Below are 17,453 nucleotides of genomic sequence, written 5' to 3' on the forward strand. Positions count from 1 at the left end.
CGAAGATATCAAGCGGAGTAAAGCGGACCGATGCGCATTCTGGTAGTCGAAGACGATGTCAACCTGAACCGGCAGCTCAGCGATACCCTCAAGGAAGCTGGTTACGTCGTGGACCAGGCGTTTGATGGCGAGGAAGGGCACTTCCTCGGGGATACCGAGCCCTACGACGCGATCATCCTCGATATCGGCCTGCCGGAACTGGATGGCGTGACGGTCCTCGAGAAGTGGCGCGGCGCGGGTCGCGGCATGCCGGTGCTGATCCTGACGGCACGCGACCGCTGGAGCGACAAGGTTGCCGGTATCGATGCCGGCGCCGACGATTATGTCACCAAGCCTTTCCATGTCGAGGAAGTGCTGGCCCGCATCCGCGCCTTGATCCGCCGCGCGGCGGGGCATTCCTCGTCCGAGATCATCTGTGGGCCGGTGCGGCTCGATACCAAGAGTTCCAAGGCGACGGTCAATGGCGTGGCGCTGAAGCTGACGTCGCATGAATACCGGCTGCTGTCCTATCTGATGCACCACATGGGGGAAGTGGTTTCGCGCACCGAGCTGGTCGAACATATGTACGATCAGGATTTCGACCGCGATTCCAACACGATCGAGGTTTTCGTGGGCCGCCTTCGTAAGAAGATGGGCGTTGATCTGATCGAAACGGTGCGCGGGCTCGGCTACCGCATCCAAGCGCCGAACAATGCGAATTAAGTCACTTACCGCACGCGTTTTGCTGCTGACCACGATCTGGTCGACCGTCGCGCTTGTTGTCATCGGTCTTCTTATCTCGACTCTGTACCGGAAAAGCGCGGAGCGGGGGTTTCAGGACCTGTTGCGGGCCCAGCTCTACAACGTCATCAACTCCGTGACGATCGGTGATCAGGGAGCGCTCAGCGGCAGCCCGCAGCTCGGCGATCTGCGCTTCGCGCAGCCGAAAACGGGATGGTACTGGGTGGTCGAGCCACTCGGCACCTACACCGCCCCGCCGCTGGTATCGCCCTCGCTAGGCTCGGTCTCGATTCCCGTTCCTTCGGTTCTTGAAGCGCCCTTCGACAAGAACTACGAGCGCTACTACCAGGTAACGGATGCCTCGGGGAACCGTATCCAGGTTGCCGAGACGGAGGTCGTGCTCGATACTGATGGCCGCGCTGCCCGCTTCCGCGTGACCGGCAACGTCGATGTGGTCGAAGACGACGTTCGCAATTTCTCCCACAGCCTCTACCTGGCTCTTGCCGGTTTCGGCGTAGGCAGTCTGATCGTTAACGCGCTGGCGATTCTCTACGGCCTCAAGCCGCTCGACAAGGCGCGTGCGGCGCTGGAGCGCATTCGCGCCGGCGAGAGCGAGCAGTTGAAGGGCGAGTTTCCTCGGGAAATCCTGCCGCTCGCCAACGAGGTCAACGCGCTGATCGACAGCAACCGCCGCATCGTGGAACGGGCGCGCATGCAGGTCGGCAACCTGGCTCATTCGCTGAAGACGCCGATTGCCGTGCTGCTCAACGAGGCGCGCGTTTTGGAACGCTCACACGGCGATCTCGTACGCAGTCAGGCAGAGGCGATGCAGGGGCAAGTGCAGTCCTATCTGAACCGGGCCCGTATCGCCGCGCAGCGCGAATCAGTGCTTGCCCGCACCGATGCCGAGCCGGCGCTGGAGCGGCTGGTGCGCGTCATGCGCCGCTTGAACGTCGACAAGGAGTTCGAACTCGATGTGACGCCGCCCCATCTTGCCGTTGCGATGGAGCAGCAGGACCTCGAAGAGGTGGTCGGCAACCTCCTCGAGAATGCCGCCCGTTTCGCAGCGGCCAAGGTTAGGCTTTCTGTCAAGGAAGCGCCGGAGGACATCAAAGGTGTGGAAGGCAGCGGCCGTCGCCATTGGATCGAGCTTGTCGTTGAGGACGATGGACCGGGGCTCGAGCCGGATCAGATCCGCGAAGCGCTGAAGCGCGGCAAGCGTCTGGATGAAAGCAAACCCGGTACAGGCCTTGGGCTTTCGATCGTTACGGAGATCTCCAACGAATATCAGGGACGGCTCGAATTATCCCGCGGTGAGTGGAAGGGCCTGAAGGCGCGTCTTATTCTGCCCGGCATCACAAAGGATGTTGCGTGAGCAACTGCTTGATGTCACAAAGACATAGGCGATTGCATAGCATGCATTGCCTTATTGCCGACACGGCGCGGTGTACGTGTGACGGCTTGATTGACACTGATTCTGGTTCGACTGAATGATGCTACGTTCGCAAGGCATGATTGTTTCCTCGCTTCTCGTCGCCATGACGCTTTCGGGGTGCCAATCGACAAAAAGCGGCAGTTCAAGCGGCATATTCTCGAGGAAACCGTCGGCTTCGGCAGGTTACATCACGGCGCTACAAGGCGGCATTATCGGTCGCAGCGGTGTGGAACTCGGCAGTAGCGACCGCCAGCGTGCCCTTGAAGCAGAGTATCGCGCTCTCGAAGGGGCTGCTGTCGGGCAACCCGTCGTCTGGAGCGGGCGAAACGTCAGCGGCAGAGTTGTAGCCTCCGCCCCTTATCAGGTCGGTTCGCAGAATTGCCGCCAGTATACCCATAGTGTAACAATCGACGGCAAGGAAACGGTGGCGCGCGGTTCAGCCTGCCGAAACGACAACGGAAGCTGGTCGCCGCTCGGCTAATCGGTTTCCACGAGGTAGGATGAGGCGCTTGGGAGCGGCCAAACGCCTCAATTAATCGTCATTGCGGCTTTGCGTGTTGGAATAGATGTCCGCTTCGAGTATTTGGCGATTATGCTTTTCTGGATTCTTGTGGCCGTTCTTACGGCGGGTGTCGCCGCTGTTCTGCTTTATCCGCTTTTGCGAGGCGCGAGAGTGGCGGACGATACGCATGCCGGCGAGGTCGCGGTGTATCGCGATCAGCTGCGCGAACTTGATCGTGACCTCGCAGGCGGGCTGATATCGCCCGAGGAAGCTGAATATGCGCGTGCCGAAATTGGCCGGCGTCTCATTTCCGTCTCGGCCGCGCCAATGGTCGATCGCAAGACCTCAAAGCATCATCGTCTTTCTGAGGCGTTCGTGCTGTTGCTCCTGCCGATCATGGGGCTCTGTCTTTACATGCTGGTTGGGCGGCCGGACTTGCCGTCGCAGCCGCTAGAGGCCCGCCTGGAAAACCCCGGCAACGACATGGCCATACTGGTCGCCAAGGCCGAGCGGCATCTGGCCCAGAACCCGGACGACGGCAAGGGCTGGGATGTGCTGGCACCGATATACTTCAGCACGATGCGGGTTGCCGAAGCCGAAACGGCCTATCGCCATGCGATCCGTCTGCTGGGCCCAACCTCGGCAAGGCTTGATGGTCTCGCTGAGACGTTGATGGCGATGTCCGGCGGCGTCGTCACCGAAAATGCGCGCCAGGCGCTGGAGGAGTCGCTTCGGCTAGAGCCTGACAATCCGAAGGCCCGCTTCTACATTGCACTTGGCATGGAGCAGGCCGGGCAAACGGCAAACGCCAAGGCGGCCTTCGAAGCGCTTGCCAGCGAATCCCCTGCCGACGCGCCCTGGATGCCACTTGTCACCGAGCATATCGCGAAGAATGGCGGTGCATTACCAAGCGGTGCCGGTCAGGCACCGGGCAATCCGACACAGGCAGACGTCGCGGCCGCAGACAGCATGACCACAGGCGACCGACAGCAGATGATCCAGGGCATGGTGGAAAGCCTCGACGCCCGGCTCTCCGAAGACCCGAACAACCTCGAAGGCTGGTTGCGGCTCGTTCGTTCTTATGTCGTATTGAAGGATAAGGATCGTGCGGCTGAAGCTCTGAAACGTGGACTGGCGACGTTCCCTGCGAGCAGCGAGCAGGGCAAGCAACTGCTGGCATTGGCACGAGAGCTCGACATCGCGACAGAAGGAATGACGGAATGACGCGCAAGCAGAAACGCTTGGCAATCATTGGTGGCGGGATGGGCTTCATCATTGCCGCCGTACTGCTCGTCATGTTCGCCTTCAGCCAATCCGTGGCCTATTTCTATATGCCGGCGGATGTCGTGAAGAACCCGGTGCCGCCCGGAACCCGGATCCGCCTTGGCGGTCTGGTCGGCGAGGGAAGCATTGTGCGCGGTGCCGGCTCGACCGTGCAGTTTGCCGTGACAGACGCGACCGGCGATCTGGTCAGAGTAAGGTATACCGGTATCCTTCCCGACCTCTTCCGGGAGGGGCAGGGTGTCGTGACCGAAGGCCGCTTCGAGACGGGCAGTGACGTCTTCACCGCCGATACGGTGCTTGCCAAGCACGACGAGAAATACATGCCGAAGGAAGTGGCCGACAAGCTGAAGGCGCAGGGTCTCTGGAAGGAAGGGGAGGCAGTGCAATGATCGTCGAGATCGGTCACTACGCCCTCGTTCTCGCGCTGGCGACGGCGCTTATCATCTCGGTCGTTCCGGTGATCGGCGCAAGGCGCCTCGACCGCGCGATGATGGACGTGGCTTCCGTCGGCTCCCTGGTGACGTTCCTGCTGGTGGCCTTCTCGTTTGCGGCGTTGACCTATGCCCACGTCGTATCTGACTTCTCGGTAAAGAACGTCTGGGAGAATTCGCATTCACTGGTGCCACTGCTCTTCAAGTTCTCCGGCGTGTGGGGCAATCACGAAGGCTCGATGCTGCTCTGGCTGCTGATCCTGGTGTTGTTCAGCGCTCTGGTCGCGGCCTTCGGGCGTAATTTGCCGGACACGCTCCGGGCAAACGTGCTTGCCGTACAGGCCTGGATCTCGGTCGCCTTCATTCTGTTCATCCTCCTGACGTCCAACCCGTTCATGCGTTTGGACCCGGCCCCGGCGGAAGGCAAGGACCTCAATCCCGTTCTGCAGGACGTTGGCCTCGCGATCCATCCGCCACTGCTCTATCTCGGCTATGTCGGCTTCTCCGTCTGTTTCTCCTTTGCCGTGGCCGCCCTGCTTGAAGGCCGCATCGACGCAGCCTGGGCACGTTGGGTGCGGCCCTGGACGCTGGCTGCCTGGACCTTTCTGACGCTCGGCATCGCCATGGGTTCCTACTGGGCATACTACGAGCTCGGCTGGGGCGGCTGGTGGTTCTGGGACCCGGTCGAGAACGCGTCGTTCATGCCGTGGCTGGCCGGTACCGCACTGCTCCATTCAGCGCTTGTCATGGAGAAGCGCGAGGCGCTGAAGATCTGGACGGTGCTGCTCGCCATCCTGACGTTCTCGCTGTCGCTCATGGGCACCTTCCTCGTGCGATCAGGTGTGCTGACCTCCGTTCATGCCTTTGCCAGCGATCCCTCGCGCGGCATCTTCATCCTGTGCATTCTGCTTGTTTTCATTGGCGGAGCGCTGTCGCTGTTTGCGTTCCGCGCGCCGCGCCTGTCGGCCGGAGGTCTGTTTGCTCCGATCTCGCGCGAAGGGGCGCTCGTCCTGAACAACCTGATCCTGACCGTAGCCTGCGGGACGGTGCTGACAGGGACGCTCTATCCGCTGCTGCTGGAGACGTTGACCGGCGACAAGATCTCGGTCGGTGCGCCGTTCTTCAATTTGACGTTCGGCCTGCTGATGGCACCGTTGCTGGTGATCGTTCCCTTTGGGCCTCTGCTTGCGTGGAAGCGCGGCGACCTGCTTGCTGTTTTCCAGCGGCTCTATCTGGTGGCGATCCTGGCCTTTGTCGCTGCAGTCGTGTTTTTCTACGTGGAACACGGGGGACCGGTGCTCGCTGTAGTTGGGCTTGCTGCGGGTCTGTTCCTGGTTTTCGGCGCGATGGCTGATCTCTGGTATCGCGCTGGAGTCGGCAAGGTTGCGGCTTCTGTCGCCTGGAAGCGTCTCGTCGGCTTGCCGCGTTCGGCTTTCGGAACGGCGCTTGCCCATGCGGGGCTGGGCGTGGCCATCCTCGGCATAGTCGCGGTGACCACCTTTGAAACCGAGCACGTGGTCGAGATGAAGCCTGGGCAGACTGTCGAGGCCGGAGGCTATTCCGTGCGCTTTGACGGCATAAAGCCGGCGACCGGCCCGAACTATACTGAGGAGCGCGGCCACTTCAGCATTGGTCGCGGCGGCGTCGAAGTGGCAGATGTATGGTCGTCGAAGCGGATCTACACGGCGCGCCAGATGCCGACGACCGAAGCTGGCATTCTGACCTTTGGCCTGAGCCAACTCTACATGTCGCTCGGGGATCCGACGGATGACGGTGGGATGGTCGTTCGTATCTGGTGGAAACCCTTCATCCTCTGCATATGGGGCGGCGCGGTGATCATGGCGATCGGCGGGTTCGTCTCGCTGAGCGACCGGCGGCTGCGTGTCGGCGCTCCGAGCCGAAGAGCAAAGCCGGCGCGCCCGGCGATGGAGCCGGCGGAATGATCCGGCGGTTCATCCTCATTCTGGCTGTGGTTCTGTCTTCCGCGCCTGCGTTTGCCGTCAATCCGGACGAAGTTCTTGCTGATCCGAAACTCGAGGCGCGCGCCCGCGCGATCTCCGCTGAATTGCGCTGCATGGTCTGCCAGAACCAGTCCATCGACGATTCCAATGCCGAGCTTGCGAAGGACCTGCGCTTGCTGGTGCGTGAGCGGCTGACGGATGGCGACACGGATGAGCAGGTCATGAACTACATCGTGTCGCGATATGGCGAGTTCGTGCTCTTGAAGCCGCGCTTTGAAACGAAGACGCTGCTGCTGTGGGGCGCGCCGCTCCTGCTTGTTATTGCAGGGGGGCTTTCATTGATCGGCTTCGCGCGGAAAAGGGCAGGCCGACCGACAGGTGCCAAGCTGACCGCCGACGAACAGGCCCGATTGAGCCAATTGCTCGACGAGTAGGTCTAGCGCTGTCTGCTGAGACGGCCTCGGACGACGGACGCGACGAGCGTTGCCGTGAATGCCAGCACCACGCTGCCCGCCGCGATTGGTCCCGTGGATGGCGAATACGCGTCCATCACCGCTCCAACCGAGGATGATCCAGCTGCGCTGCCGACGGCATAGGCAAGGGCGAAGGCAGCACTTCCGGCAACAAGGGTGTCTCCGGCATAGCGCTCCCCAAGGATCGTCAACGCGCAGGTGTAGAGCGAAAAACTCGCTGCGCCCATGATGCCGAACATTACGAGAATTGCCGCCTGCGACTGAAGGAACGGGATCGCGATGAAACTCAATCCGGCAAGGAGCCCGGAGCAGATGGCGACACCGAAGCGTGAGGTCTTGTCGAGAAGCCAGCCGACGACGGGCTGCGCGAGCGCCGTCGGTAGCGCAAGCACGGTAACGCTCACGGCAGCGAAGGCCTCGGAATAGCCGAGCCTCACGAAATAGACCGGCATGGCCGAAATGGCGGCAATATCGGCGAACGCAAACGCGACCACCATGCAGATCAGAATCGGCGCGTTTCTGATAAACTGGAAGAGCGCTCCCGATGCGGCCTGTTCTGGAAGCGTCCGTGCCCTCCTGGTTAGGATCACCGTCAGGAACGCGACGCAGGCGACGTAGACGGCGAGCAGGGCGAAGGCGAAGCCTTGCTCCGTGCCGAAGATCGGAATCGCGAGCGGCCCAGCGGCAAAGCCGCCGCACATGCCGGCGCCGTAGAGCCCCGAGACGCGACCGCGCAGGCGATCAGGGCAGGCCGTGTTGAGCCAGGCCTCGCTGAGCATGAAGATGAGGCTCACGAAGAAGCCGAGGCAGAACCGCGCGATGCACCAGACCCAGAAGCTGTCGAATGTCGCAAAGGTGGCAAGGCTAGCAGCACAGCCGATGAGGCCCGCAACGATCAAGCGGTCGCCGCGCACCTTTCGCGACAGCCACGTGACCGCAAACGTTGCTACGGCCAGGCCCGCTGCAAAGCACCCGGCGTTGAAGCCGATGAGGCTAGGCGAAACATTTCGATGCTCGAGGACGAGAGAAATCAGCGGGTAGGTCAGCCCCTGCGCAACCGCGAAGGCGGTAACACCGAAGATGACGGCGGCGAGCGCTGCAGTATCAGGCGCAAAGTCCTCTCCCGTGACCACATGGGTCATCGTCTCATCCCCCTCCGGTTGTAGGGAGGACGCTTATCGACTTCTACTGCGTTAGTCGAGAGGTTGGTCCAAGAGATTGCAGCGCTGTCTTATCGCACATTACGAATTTTTCATCGCTCGGACAGTTCGCAGTAAGGTGTGCCGACCTATATGTGTCTTCATCAGCCGATCCGGTCACTACCGATCTTATCGATGTAGACGTCAAAGAAGGTCCCACTCATGTTCAAGAATATCAAGGCTCCGTCGCTCAATACCGCGCTGAAGGCTTCGACCGTCGCGGGTCTTGCCGCTGCGGTTCTTGCGACTGGTATTCCCCTCGAAATCACCCGTTCCTATGCCGAAGCCGTGAAGGTTCAGGCTCCGTCCGTTCCGAGCTTCGCGAACGTCGTAGATGCCGTTTCGCCGGCAGTTGTGTCGGTGCGTGTCGAAAATCGCGTCAAGCCGGTATCCGACGATGATGCCAGTGGCTTCTCGTTCGATTTCAATGGTCGTGGCTTCGACGATCTGCCGGATGCCCTGAAGCCTTTCTTCCGCCAGTTCGGTGAGCAGGGTCCGCAGGGTCGCCGTGGTCCTCCACACCATGGCCCGCAGGATGGCAAGGGTCGTCTGCGTCCGGTTGCCCAGGGCTCTGGCTTCTTCATTTCCGATGATGGCTACATCGTCACCAACAACCACGTCGTTTCCGATGGTGCGGCATTCGTTGCGGTCATGAACGACGGCACCGAACTTGATGCCAAGCTGATCGGCAAGGATCCGCGCACGGACCTCGCTGTTCTCAAGGTCGACGGCAAGGGCCGCAAGTTCACCTATGTCAACTGGGCGGATGACAATAACGTTCGCGTCGGTGACTGGGTTGTTGCAGTCGGTAACCCGTTCGGTCTTGGTGGTACGGTAACGGCCGGTATCGTCTCGGCCCGTGGTCGCGACATCGGCTCTGGTCCGTACGACGATTACCTGCAGGTTGACGCGGCCGTGAACCGCGGCAACTCCGGTGGTCCGACCTTCAATCTCAATGGCGAAGTCGTCGGTATCAACACCGCGATCTTCTCTCCGTCCGGTGGCAGTGTGGGTATTGCGTTTGCCATCCCGGCGTCTACGGCCAAGGATGTCGTTGCCGACCTCATGAAGGATGGCCAGGTGTCCCGTGGCTACCTCGGTGTCCAGATCCAGCCGGTCACCAAGGACATTGCTGACTCGCTTGGCCTTTCCGAGGCGAGCGGTGCGCTGGTTGTCTCCGCTCAGGCGGGCACGCCGGGTGAGAAGGCCGGCATGAAGGCTGGCGATGTCGTCACCGCTGTCAATGGCGAAACGGTCAAGGATGCCCGCGATCTGAGCCGCCGCATCGGCGCCATGACGCCGGGCAAGAAGGTTGAGCTTTCTGTCTGGCGTGCCGGCAAGGCTCAGTCTCTGACGGTCGAACTCGGAACGCTGCCTGCTGAACAGAAGGATGCAGCCCTTGACGATGGTGATCAGGCACCCGAACAGGCTCCTGCCTCGGAGAAGGCGCTTGCTGATCTGGGCTTGACGGTTGGTCCGTCCGACGACGGCAAGGGACTGCAGATCACCGGTATCGACCCGGACTCCGATGCAGCCGACAAGGGCATCAAGGAAGGCGAGAAGATCACCTCGGTCAACAATCAGGAAGTCTCGAATGCCGATGATGTCGTGAAGGTTCTGAACCAGGCGAAGAAGGATGGCCGCACCCGCGCGCTGTTCCAGATCCAGTCGAAGGACGGCAGCCGCTTCGTCGCCCTTCCGATCAACAGCCAGGGTTAACACTCCGACCCCGACAGAGTGGGAGCCGCGTCATCTGGGCGCGGCTTCCTTTTCGCCAATATCCGTAGGTGATCGCAATGACCTCTGTGCAGCACGAAGAAGCTTTGAGCCTTGCCGAAACGCAAGGCGTGGGTAATGTCGGCCGAATGAAGATTCTCATCATCGAAGACGACCTCGAAGCAGCGGCCTACCTCACAAAGGCGTTTCGTGAGGCGGGCATCGTGGCCGATCACGCAAGCGATGGCGAAAGCGGGCTCTTCATGGGCTCGGAAAACACCTACGACGTAATCGTCATCGATCGTATGTTGCCGCGCCGCGACGGTCTCTCCGTCATCAGCGAATTGCGCCGCAAGGGCATCCACACGCCCGTTCTCATTCTCTCCGCCCTCGGCCAGGTAGATGACCGTGTTACGGGACTTAGAGCCGGCGGCGACGACTATCTGCCGAAGCCCTACGCATTCAGCGAACTCCTTGCCCGTGTCGAAGTACTCGGCCGTCGCAAGGGCACGCCGGACCAGGACGTTGTCTATCGCGTGGGCGACCTCGAGCTCGACAGGCTTGCGCATGAGGTCCGTCGCGGCGGCAAGGAAATACCGCTGCAGCCTCGCGAATTCCGTCTCCTTGAGTATTTGATGAAGAACGCCGGTCAGGTCGTGACGCGGACAATGCTGCTCGAGAACGTCTGGGATTACCATTTCGATCCGCAGACCAATGTCATCGACGTACACGTTTCCCGGCTGCGGTCGAAGATTGAGAAGGACTTCAGCCAGCCGCTTCTCAAGACCATTCGCGGAGCGGGGTATATGATCAAGGACGAGGGATGAACCGCTTCTGGTTTCTCTTCAAGTCCACGGCAGTCCGCCTATCGGCACTATACATCCTGCTCTTCGCCATATGTGCCGCGACGCTGGTCTTCTATGTCACGGCGATGTCAGAACGGCTTCTGACCAACCAGATTCGGGAAGCTGTTCAGCAGGAGGTGGATCAGGTTCAGCGCGCCTATGATACTGGCGGCATGAACCTTCTTCTGCGAACGATGGAGCGCCGCGCGCGGCAACCGGGTGCAAATCTCTACATCATTGCGGGTCCGTCGGGCGATATCCTCGCGGGTAACGTCGCATCGGTGCAGCCCGGTGTGCTTGACGAGGAGGGGTGGACGTCCTTGCCCTTCACATATCAGCGCTACGCCGAAAGCGGCGTCGGTCGCCGCCATATGGCCGTTGCCAACATCTTTGTGCTGGATAACGGGCTGCGCTTGCTGATCGGCCGCGATCTCGGGGAGCCAGAAGCATTCCGCGGGCTGGTCCGGCAAGCGCTGATGATCGCGCTGGCGATCATGGGGCTCGGGGCCATCATCATCTGGTTCGGAATCGGCCGGAATGCCCTGAAGCGGATCGACCGCATGTCCGACGCCAGCAAGAAGATCATGGCGGGTGATCTCTCGCAACGTCTTCCGGTCGGCGGCTCCGGCGATGAGTTCGATCGCCTCTCGGTCTCGCTCAATACGATGCTCGGCCGGATTGAAAAGCTCAACGAGGGCTTGCGGCAGGTTTCCGACAACATTGCGCACGACCTGAAGACGCCGCTGACGCGGTTGCGCAACAAGGCCGCTGACGCCCTGGAGACCACCGATGGTGAGGTGCGGCGCACTGCCCTCGAAGGGATCATCTCCGAGTCCGACCAACTGATCCGCACGTTCAATGCACTGCTGATGATTTCGCGCGTCGAAGCGGGATCGGTTGCCGCCGAAATGTCACCAGTCGATCTGTCCGCCATCGTGGCAGACAGCGCGGAACTCTATGAGCCCGTTGCCGACGAGGCCGGGTTGACGCTGACGTCTTCGATCGAGCCCGATATCGAAGTGCAGGGCAACCGTGAACTCATCGGCCAGGCGATATTCAATCTGATCGACAATGCCATCAAATACTCCTCGGACGTGGAGGGCCACGGCGATATCACGTTGAAGCTTCTCCGCCGTGCGGATGGTATTTGCCTTTCCGTGGCTGACCGCGGGTCCGGCATCCCGGCTGAGAAGCGGGAGGATGTGCTGAAGCGTTTCGTGCGACTGGATGAAAGCCGCTCCAAACCCGGCACCGGTCTTGGCCTCTCTCTGGTCGAGGCGGTGATGGAATTGCACGGCGGGAAGCTCGAGCTGTCTGACACCGATCCGCAAAATCAGGAAAAGCGAGGCCTTACGGTCAGTATGATCTTTCCGGTGAAGTAGCGCCTCAGGAGCACTCCGACCGCCAATCGCATTCGGTGTTGGCCATCGCCGCCACAGGCCCTACCTTAGATCGTAATTGCCGGAAGTTGCTATGATTCTCCCCGGCGGTTTTCGGTAATGTTCGCCAGGGAGGGTGCATGCTGACGAGTTCGAGGCATAGCCTTGTTGATGTAGCCGGGGGAGTGTTGAAGCCGCTGAACAAGAGCGAGCTGAAGCTTGCCCAGACGGATCTTCAGAAGATTGGCAAGAGCGAGCCTGCGGTGGCGGAAATGCTCAAGGCGGATGGCGCGCTTCGCGATTTCGTCACGGCCGCGCTGACCCTATCCCCCTATCTACGCGACATTGCCAATATCGATACGGCAATCCTTGCAACCGCAATTTCGGAACCGCTTGAGCCTCATATCGAGGCGTTGATCGCCGATGCACGAGCCTGCTGGAAGCCCATGGCAGGTGGCGAAGTGCCGAGCGAGGCCGAAGTCATGAGCCGCCTGCGCATTATCAAGCGCAAGGTCGCGTTTCTTCTCGCGCTGGCAGATCTCGCCCGGGTATTCGACGGTCGCGCGACGACGGCCTGGTTGAGCCGACTGGCAGAAGCCTCTGTCAGCGCAGCGATGGATCACCTCCTTCTTGCCGCCAACGATGGGCGCAAGGTGACGCTGAAGGACGTTGCTGCTCCGAGCGACGGCTCCGGGTTGATCGTTCTTGGCATGGGAAAGCTCGGCGCCTCGGAGCTCAACTACTCCTCCGATATCGACCTGGTCGTCTTCTTCGACGAGCAGGCTGGGATTGTGGCGGACCCAGACGATGCCATTGAAATCTTTCCGCGGTTGATGCGGCGGCTTGTGCGGATCATGCAGGAGCGGACGGCGGATGGATACGTCTTCCGAACCGACTTGCGCCTGCGACCAGATCCGGGATCGACACCACTTGCGATCCCCGTCGATGCCGCGATGATCTACTATGAGGGAAGGGGGCAGAACTGGGAGAGGGCCGCCTTCATCAAGGCGCGTGCCGTCGCGGGTGATATCCAGGCTGGCCAACAGTTCCTGCGCGGACTGGTTCCATTCGTCTTCCGCAAGTATCTCGATTACGCGGCCATCGCCGATATCCATTCCATCAAGCGGCAGATCCATGCACACAAGGGGCATGGAGCGATCGCCGTGAAGGGACACAATGTCAAGCTCGGCCGCGGCGGCATCCGCGAGATCGAGTTCTTCGCGCAGACCCAACAGCTGATCGCCGGTGGCCGGATGCCGGCGCTCCGTTGCCGCGGCACCGAAGAGACGCTGGCGGAATTGACAAGGGCGAACTGGATCGACGAGGAGACGCGGGACGAACTGACAGAGGCCTACTGGTTCCTGCGTGACGTCGAGCATCGAATTCAGATGGTCCGCGACGAGCAGACCCATCTTTTACCTGAGACCGAAACCGATCTGAAGCGGATTGCCTTCATGATGGGGTTCGAGGATACGCCCAGTTTTTCCACGCGTCTCGTCGAGGTCTTCAGGACAGTGGAGCGACGTTACGCCCGCCTTTTCGAACAGGAAACCAAGCTCTCGACGGAAACGGGAAATCTGGTTTTCACAGGCCAGGGCGATGATCCCGACACGCTGAACACGCTGCGCAAGCTGGGCTTCGAACGGCCATCCGATATCTCGCGCGTTATCCGCACCTGGCACTACGGCCGCTACAAGGCGACCCAGTCCGTGGAGGCGCGCGAGCGTTTGACCGAGTTGACGCCGGAACTGCTGCGCGTGTTCGGCGAGAGTAACCGCGCGGACGAGGCGATCCTGCGCTTCGACAGCTTTCTCTCGGGTCTCCCGGCGGGCATCCAGCTGTTTTCACTCCTCGGCAGTAACCCGGCACTCCTGTCGCTCATCGTCAACATCATGTCCTCGGCCCCGAAGCTGGCTGAGGTCATTGCCGCGAAACCACACGTTTTCGACGGCATGCTCGATCCAGGCCTGATGGCCGAATTGCCGACGCGCGCCTATCTCTCGCAGCGTATTCGTGGCTTTCTCGCTCCCGCGCGGTACTATGAGGAGGTGCTGGATCGGTTGCGCATCTTCGCCGACGAGCAGCGTTTTCTCATCGGTATCCGGCTTTTGACCGGCGCTATCCGAGGCGCCATGGCGGGCCGCGCCTTCACGCATTTGGCCGATCTCGTTCTCGAAGCGGCGCTCGATGCCGTCATGAACGAGATCAGGGCCGCACATGGCGATTTTCCGGGCGGCCGCGTGGCAGTTGTCGGCATGGGCAAGCTCGGGAGCTTCGAACTCACAGCTGGCTCCGATATCGACATCATCCTGCTCTACGACCACGATGATGAAGCCGCCGAATCCTCAGGTTCCAAGCCTCTCGACGCGACGCGCTATTTCACCCGGGTTACACAGCGGCTGATCTCGGCGCTCTCGGCTCCGACCGCGGAGGGCGTACTCTATGAGGTCGACATGCGCCTCAGGCCATCGGGCAACAAGGGGCCGGTGGCGACCCGCATCAAGTCCTTCGAAAAATATCAGCGGGACGAGGCCTGGACCTGGGAGCACATGGCGCTGACGCGTGCTCGTCTTGTCTGTGGTGACCGAGAACTGATCAGGGAGGCCGAGCGGATCATTGCCGACGTGCTTCTCGCCAAGACCGATGCAGAGAAAATCGCCAAGGACGTGGCCGAGATGCGGACCCTGATCGAGCAGGAAAAGCCTCCGGCCAGCATCTGGGACTTGAAGCTAATTCCTGGCGGCCTGATCGATATCGAATTCATCGCGCAGTATCTTCGGTTGGTGGCATCCGCGAAAGGAATCGCCGTTGAGGGGGACGACTTCAACACGGCGGGGCAGTTGAAGCTGCTGGGTGCGGAGATGATGGACCGCGATGACATGGAACTCTGCCTTGCGGCACTCTCGCTCTATACCGACATTTCGCAGCTCATCCGGCTCTGCATCGACGGGCTGTTCGACCCCAAGGAGGCTCCGGCCGGACTGATCGAGGTTGTCGCCCGGGCAGGCGATTGCCCTGACATCAAGACGCTTGAGGGAGAGATCAAACGACTTTCGAAAGCGGTCAGGAAGATTTTCCAGACCGTGGTCAAAGCCTAGCGGCCGTCGTTCGGGATGTGCAGTGAAATGATGGTGCCAATCGCCTCGCGCGAGCGGATCTTCATTTTGCCGCCGTGAAGGGTCGTCAGAGACCGCGAGATGGCGAGACCAAGGCCGGAGCCTCCCTTGCTCTTGGCGTATTGGTTTTGCACCTGCTCGAAGGGCTGGCCGATCTTGCCGAGTGCCGCGCGTGGGATGCCGATGCCGGTGTCTGCGATGGTCAGCATGACGCCGTTGTTAGTGCGACGCGTGCGAACGGCGATGCGGCCGCCTTCGTTGGTAAACTTCACCGCGTTGGACAGCAGGTTGAGCAGGATCTGTTTCATGGCGCGGCGATCGGCAGTCAGCCTCATGCCATCGCAAATACGCTGCTCGACGACGATATTCTTCTGTGCTGCCGGAATGGCGGTAAAGCGCAGGCTCTCCTCGATGAGCGGGGCGAGATCCATGGTCTCACACTCCAGCATCATGTGGCCTGCTTCGATCTTCGACATGTCGAGGATGTCACTGATAACATTCAGCAGATGCTTGCCGCTATCATGGATGTCGCGCGCATATTCGTTGTACTTCGACGACCCAAGCGGGCCAAACATCTGATCCTGCAGGATCTCCGAGAACCCGAGGATAGCGTTGAGCGGCGTCCGAAGCTCGTGGGACATGTTTGCCAGGAACTCGCTCTTGGCCTGGTTGGCGGCTTCGGCGCGCTCCTTCTCGACAAGATAGTTGGAGTTGGCGACAGAGAGCGCCGACTTCTGGCTTTCCAGAGTTTGGCGCGATGCAGACAGATCCCCGATCGTCGCCATGAGTCGACGTTCGGAATCGCGCAGACGCTCCTGGTTGCGCTTCAGAAGCGTAATATCGGTGCCGACCGAGACCATGCCGCCGTCGCGCGTACGGCGCTCGTTGATCTGCAGCCAGCGCTCGTCGGCAAGCTGCACCTCGGTCGTGCGAGAATAGCCGGAGCCATCCGCGTCGGCGATGCGGCGCTCGATCACCGGGCGTGCTGCGGCGGCATTGACGACGCTGCGCTCGGTGCCGGGAACCAGGACGCTGTCGGGAAGTCCATAGGCCTGCTGGAAGTGCGCGTTGCACATCACCAGACGGTCGTTCTTGTCCCAGAGCACGAAAGCTTCCGATGTGCACTCGATGGCGTCTGCCAGCCGCTGGTCGGCCTCGGCATAGCGCTGGGCGAGACGATGCTGCTCGGTCACATCCATCGCAATGCCGATCATGTGGACGCGGCCGGAATTGGTGCGGATCACCTGGGCGCGAGCGCGCATCCACACATAGTGGCCGCCGGCATGGCGCATACGGAAGATCTGATCGACCTGACCGGCATCGCCGCGGGCAATCGACCGGGCGATTTCATAGACGCCGCCGTCATCCGGGTGCATCAGGCGGGCCGCATCACTGAAGCACATCGTCCGGTCCGAGCCGGGAAGCCCGAGCATTTCGTACATGGAACGCGACCAGTAGAATTCGCGCCTCTCGAAATCGAAGTCCCAAAGCCCGCAGCGGCCCCGAGACAGTGCCGTCTCGACGCGAAGGTTGGACTCTACGAAGATGTCATCGGCTTCGCGAGCACGCTTCACCTGCATGTAGTAGGCATAGAGAATGACGAGCAGGATCGAGGAGATGCCTGCGAAGAGCGTCACGTTGAGCGTGACTTCATCTCGCCAGAGCTTGCTTATCCGTTCCAGAGACGTCGCGGCGATGACATATCCTCCGGAACCGCCGATCAGGGTAATCTCCGCGTAGTGAGGACGGCCGCTGATCGTCGTTTCGATGACACCGGCACGATCGCCGAAGCGGCGCACCGCCGAGATCTCGGAGAAAAAGTCACCAACGCCGGCGCCGAGATAGGCTGAGCCGGCGGCTGTTGCAGCAAACACTTGGCCGCTCGGCTGCACGAGCAGCACGAAGGCATCATCGTCAAGGCGATCCTGCGGGAGGAAGCGTGCCAGACGAGCCTGCGCCTGCGCGACGTCAGCGGTTTCGAATATTTGATTGGCATCGGCGAAGGCCGCAGCGGCGGTCGCGGCGGCCAGCGCGGTGGAGTGGCGGGCGGCTGCTTCTGTCCTGCCATACTCGGAAACCATGCCGAAAAAATGCGATGCGGCCACAACCGTAAGGAAGGCCACGATCAGTATAGGAATAACGCGCTTCAGGATGATCTCGACTTGGGAGAGGCTGCGCGACGACGATGATGAAACGGCCGGCCGCCTGGCTGAAAAGCCATCGCGCCAAGCCAGGAGGCTGTCGAAATCGACACGCAGCCGCCCATCGGCTGCGGTTGCCCGCCGCACGTTCATCATCTTTTCAGCCCTGATCCCTCGTGTGATTCGCAGCGCCGCTCGCCCGAACCTAACCCAATGAATCATTGGTGATTCGCCTTGTCCAGAGGAAAAGG

General features: G+C 61.0%; 13 protein-coding genes. 11 read left to right on the forward strand and 2 right to left on the reverse strand.

What is annotated here, in order from left to right:
- Window positions 1–30 precede the first annotated feature (30 nt).
- From JNB88_RS03475 to JNB88_RS03505, 7 genes are all read left to right on the forward strand, one after another.
- Window positions 31–702: a response regulator transcription factor gene (locus JNB88_RS03475; protein WP_018860060.1), complete on the forward strand. Its 672-nt coding sequence runs from the start codon at window positions 31–33 to the stop codon at window positions 700–702.
- Window positions 692–2,095: a sensor histidine kinase gene (locus JNB88_RS03480; RefSeq protein WP_220354319.1), complete on the forward strand. Its 1,404-nt coding sequence runs from the start codon at window positions 692–694 to the stop codon at window positions 2,093–2,095. The genes JNB88_RS03475 and JNB88_RS03480 overlap by 11 nt, the downstream gene beginning before the upstream one ends.
- 115 nt (window positions 2,096–2,210) lie before the next feature.
- The gene (locus JNB88_RS03485) at window positions 2,211–2,636 is read left to right on the forward strand and encodes a membrane protein (RefSeq protein WP_037134470.1); all 426 of its coding nucleotides are present in this window, start codon (window positions 2,211–2,213) and stop codon (window positions 2,634–2,636) included.
- A gap of 111 nt (window positions 2,637–2,747) precedes the next feature.
- Entirely contained in the window at window positions 2,748–3,881 is a 1,134-nt protein-coding gene (ccmI, locus tag JNB88_RS03490) for a c-type cytochrome biogenesis protein CcmI (RefSeq protein WP_220354320.1), read from the forward strand.
- Entirely contained in the window at window positions 3,878–4,330 is a 453-nt protein-coding gene (gene ccmE, locus JNB88_RS03495; protein ID WP_037134471.1) for a cytochrome c maturation protein CcmE, read from the forward strand. Before ccmI ends, ccmE begins: the two co-directional genes overlap by 4 nt.
- The gene (locus JNB88_RS03500) at window positions 4,327–6,315 is read left to right on the forward strand and encodes a heme lyase CcmF/NrfE family subunit (protein WP_220354321.1); all 1,989 of its coding nucleotides are present in this window, start codon (window positions 4,327–4,329) and stop codon (window positions 6,313–6,315) included. Before ccmE ends, JNB88_RS03500 begins: the two co-directional genes overlap by 4 nt.
- Window positions 6,312–6,767: a cytochrome c-type biogenesis protein gene (locus JNB88_RS03505; protein WP_220354322.1), complete on the forward strand. Its 456-nt coding sequence runs from the start codon at window positions 6,312–6,314 to the stop codon at window positions 6,765–6,767. Before JNB88_RS03500 ends, JNB88_RS03505 begins: the two co-directional genes overlap by 4 nt.
- Window positions 6,768–6,769: 2 nt before the next feature.
- On the opposite strand, the gene JNB88_RS03510 is transcribed toward JNB88_RS03505, so the two are convergent.
- Complete coding sequence (locus JNB88_RS03510) at window positions 6,770–7,948, reverse strand: MFS transporter (RefSeq protein ID WP_220354323.1); 1,179 nt, start codon at window positions 7,946–7,948, stop codon at window positions 6,770–6,772.
- Window positions 7,949–8,167: 219 nt separating this feature from the next.
- Between JNB88_RS03510 and JNB88_RS03515 the strand changes: the two genes are divergently transcribed.
- From JNB88_RS03515 to JNB88_RS03530, 4 genes are all read left to right on the forward strand, one after another.
- Window positions 8,168–9,724, forward strand: a complete 1,557-nt coding sequence (locus tag JNB88_RS03515; protein WP_037134475.1) for a Do family serine endopeptidase — start codon at window positions 8,168–8,170, stop codon at window positions 9,722–9,724.
- Between the two features lie 146 nt (window positions 9,725–9,870).
- Complete coding sequence (locus tag JNB88_RS03520; protein WP_220354683.1) at window positions 9,871–10,548, forward strand: response regulator transcription factor; 678 nt, start codon at window positions 9,871–9,873, stop codon at window positions 10,546–10,548.
- Complete coding sequence (locus JNB88_RS03525) at window positions 10,545–11,948, forward strand: sensor histidine kinase (protein WP_220354324.1); 1,404 nt, start codon at window positions 10,545–10,547, stop codon at window positions 11,946–11,948. Before JNB88_RS03520 ends, JNB88_RS03525 begins: the two co-directional genes overlap by 4 nt.
- Before the next feature lie 137 nt (window positions 11,949–12,085).
- Window positions 12,086–15,043, forward strand: coding sequence for a bifunctional [glutamine synthetase] adenylyltransferase/[glutamine synthetase]-adenylyl-L-tyrosine phosphorylase (locus JNB88_RS03530; RefSeq protein ID WP_220354325.1), 2,958 nt, complete (start codon window positions 12,086–12,088; stop codon window positions 15,041–15,043).
- On the opposite strand, the gene JNB88_RS03535 is transcribed toward JNB88_RS03530, so the two are convergent.
- The gene (locus JNB88_RS03535) at window positions 15,040–17,358 is read right to left on the reverse strand and encodes a PAS domain-containing sensor histidine kinase (RefSeq protein WP_220354326.1); all 2,319 of its coding nucleotides are present in this window, start codon (window positions 17,356–17,358) and stop codon (window positions 15,040–15,042) included. The two genes, JNB88_RS03530 and JNB88_RS03535, sit on opposite strands and share 4 nt — an antisense overlap.
- Between the last annotated feature and the right edge of the window lie 95 nt (window positions 17,359–17,453).

Source organism: Rhizobium cauense (assembly GCF_019511525.1).
In the GTDB taxonomy this organism is placed as follows: domain Bacteria; phylum Pseudomonadota; class Alphaproteobacteria; order Rhizobiales; family Rhizobiaceae; genus Rhizobium; species Rhizobium cauense.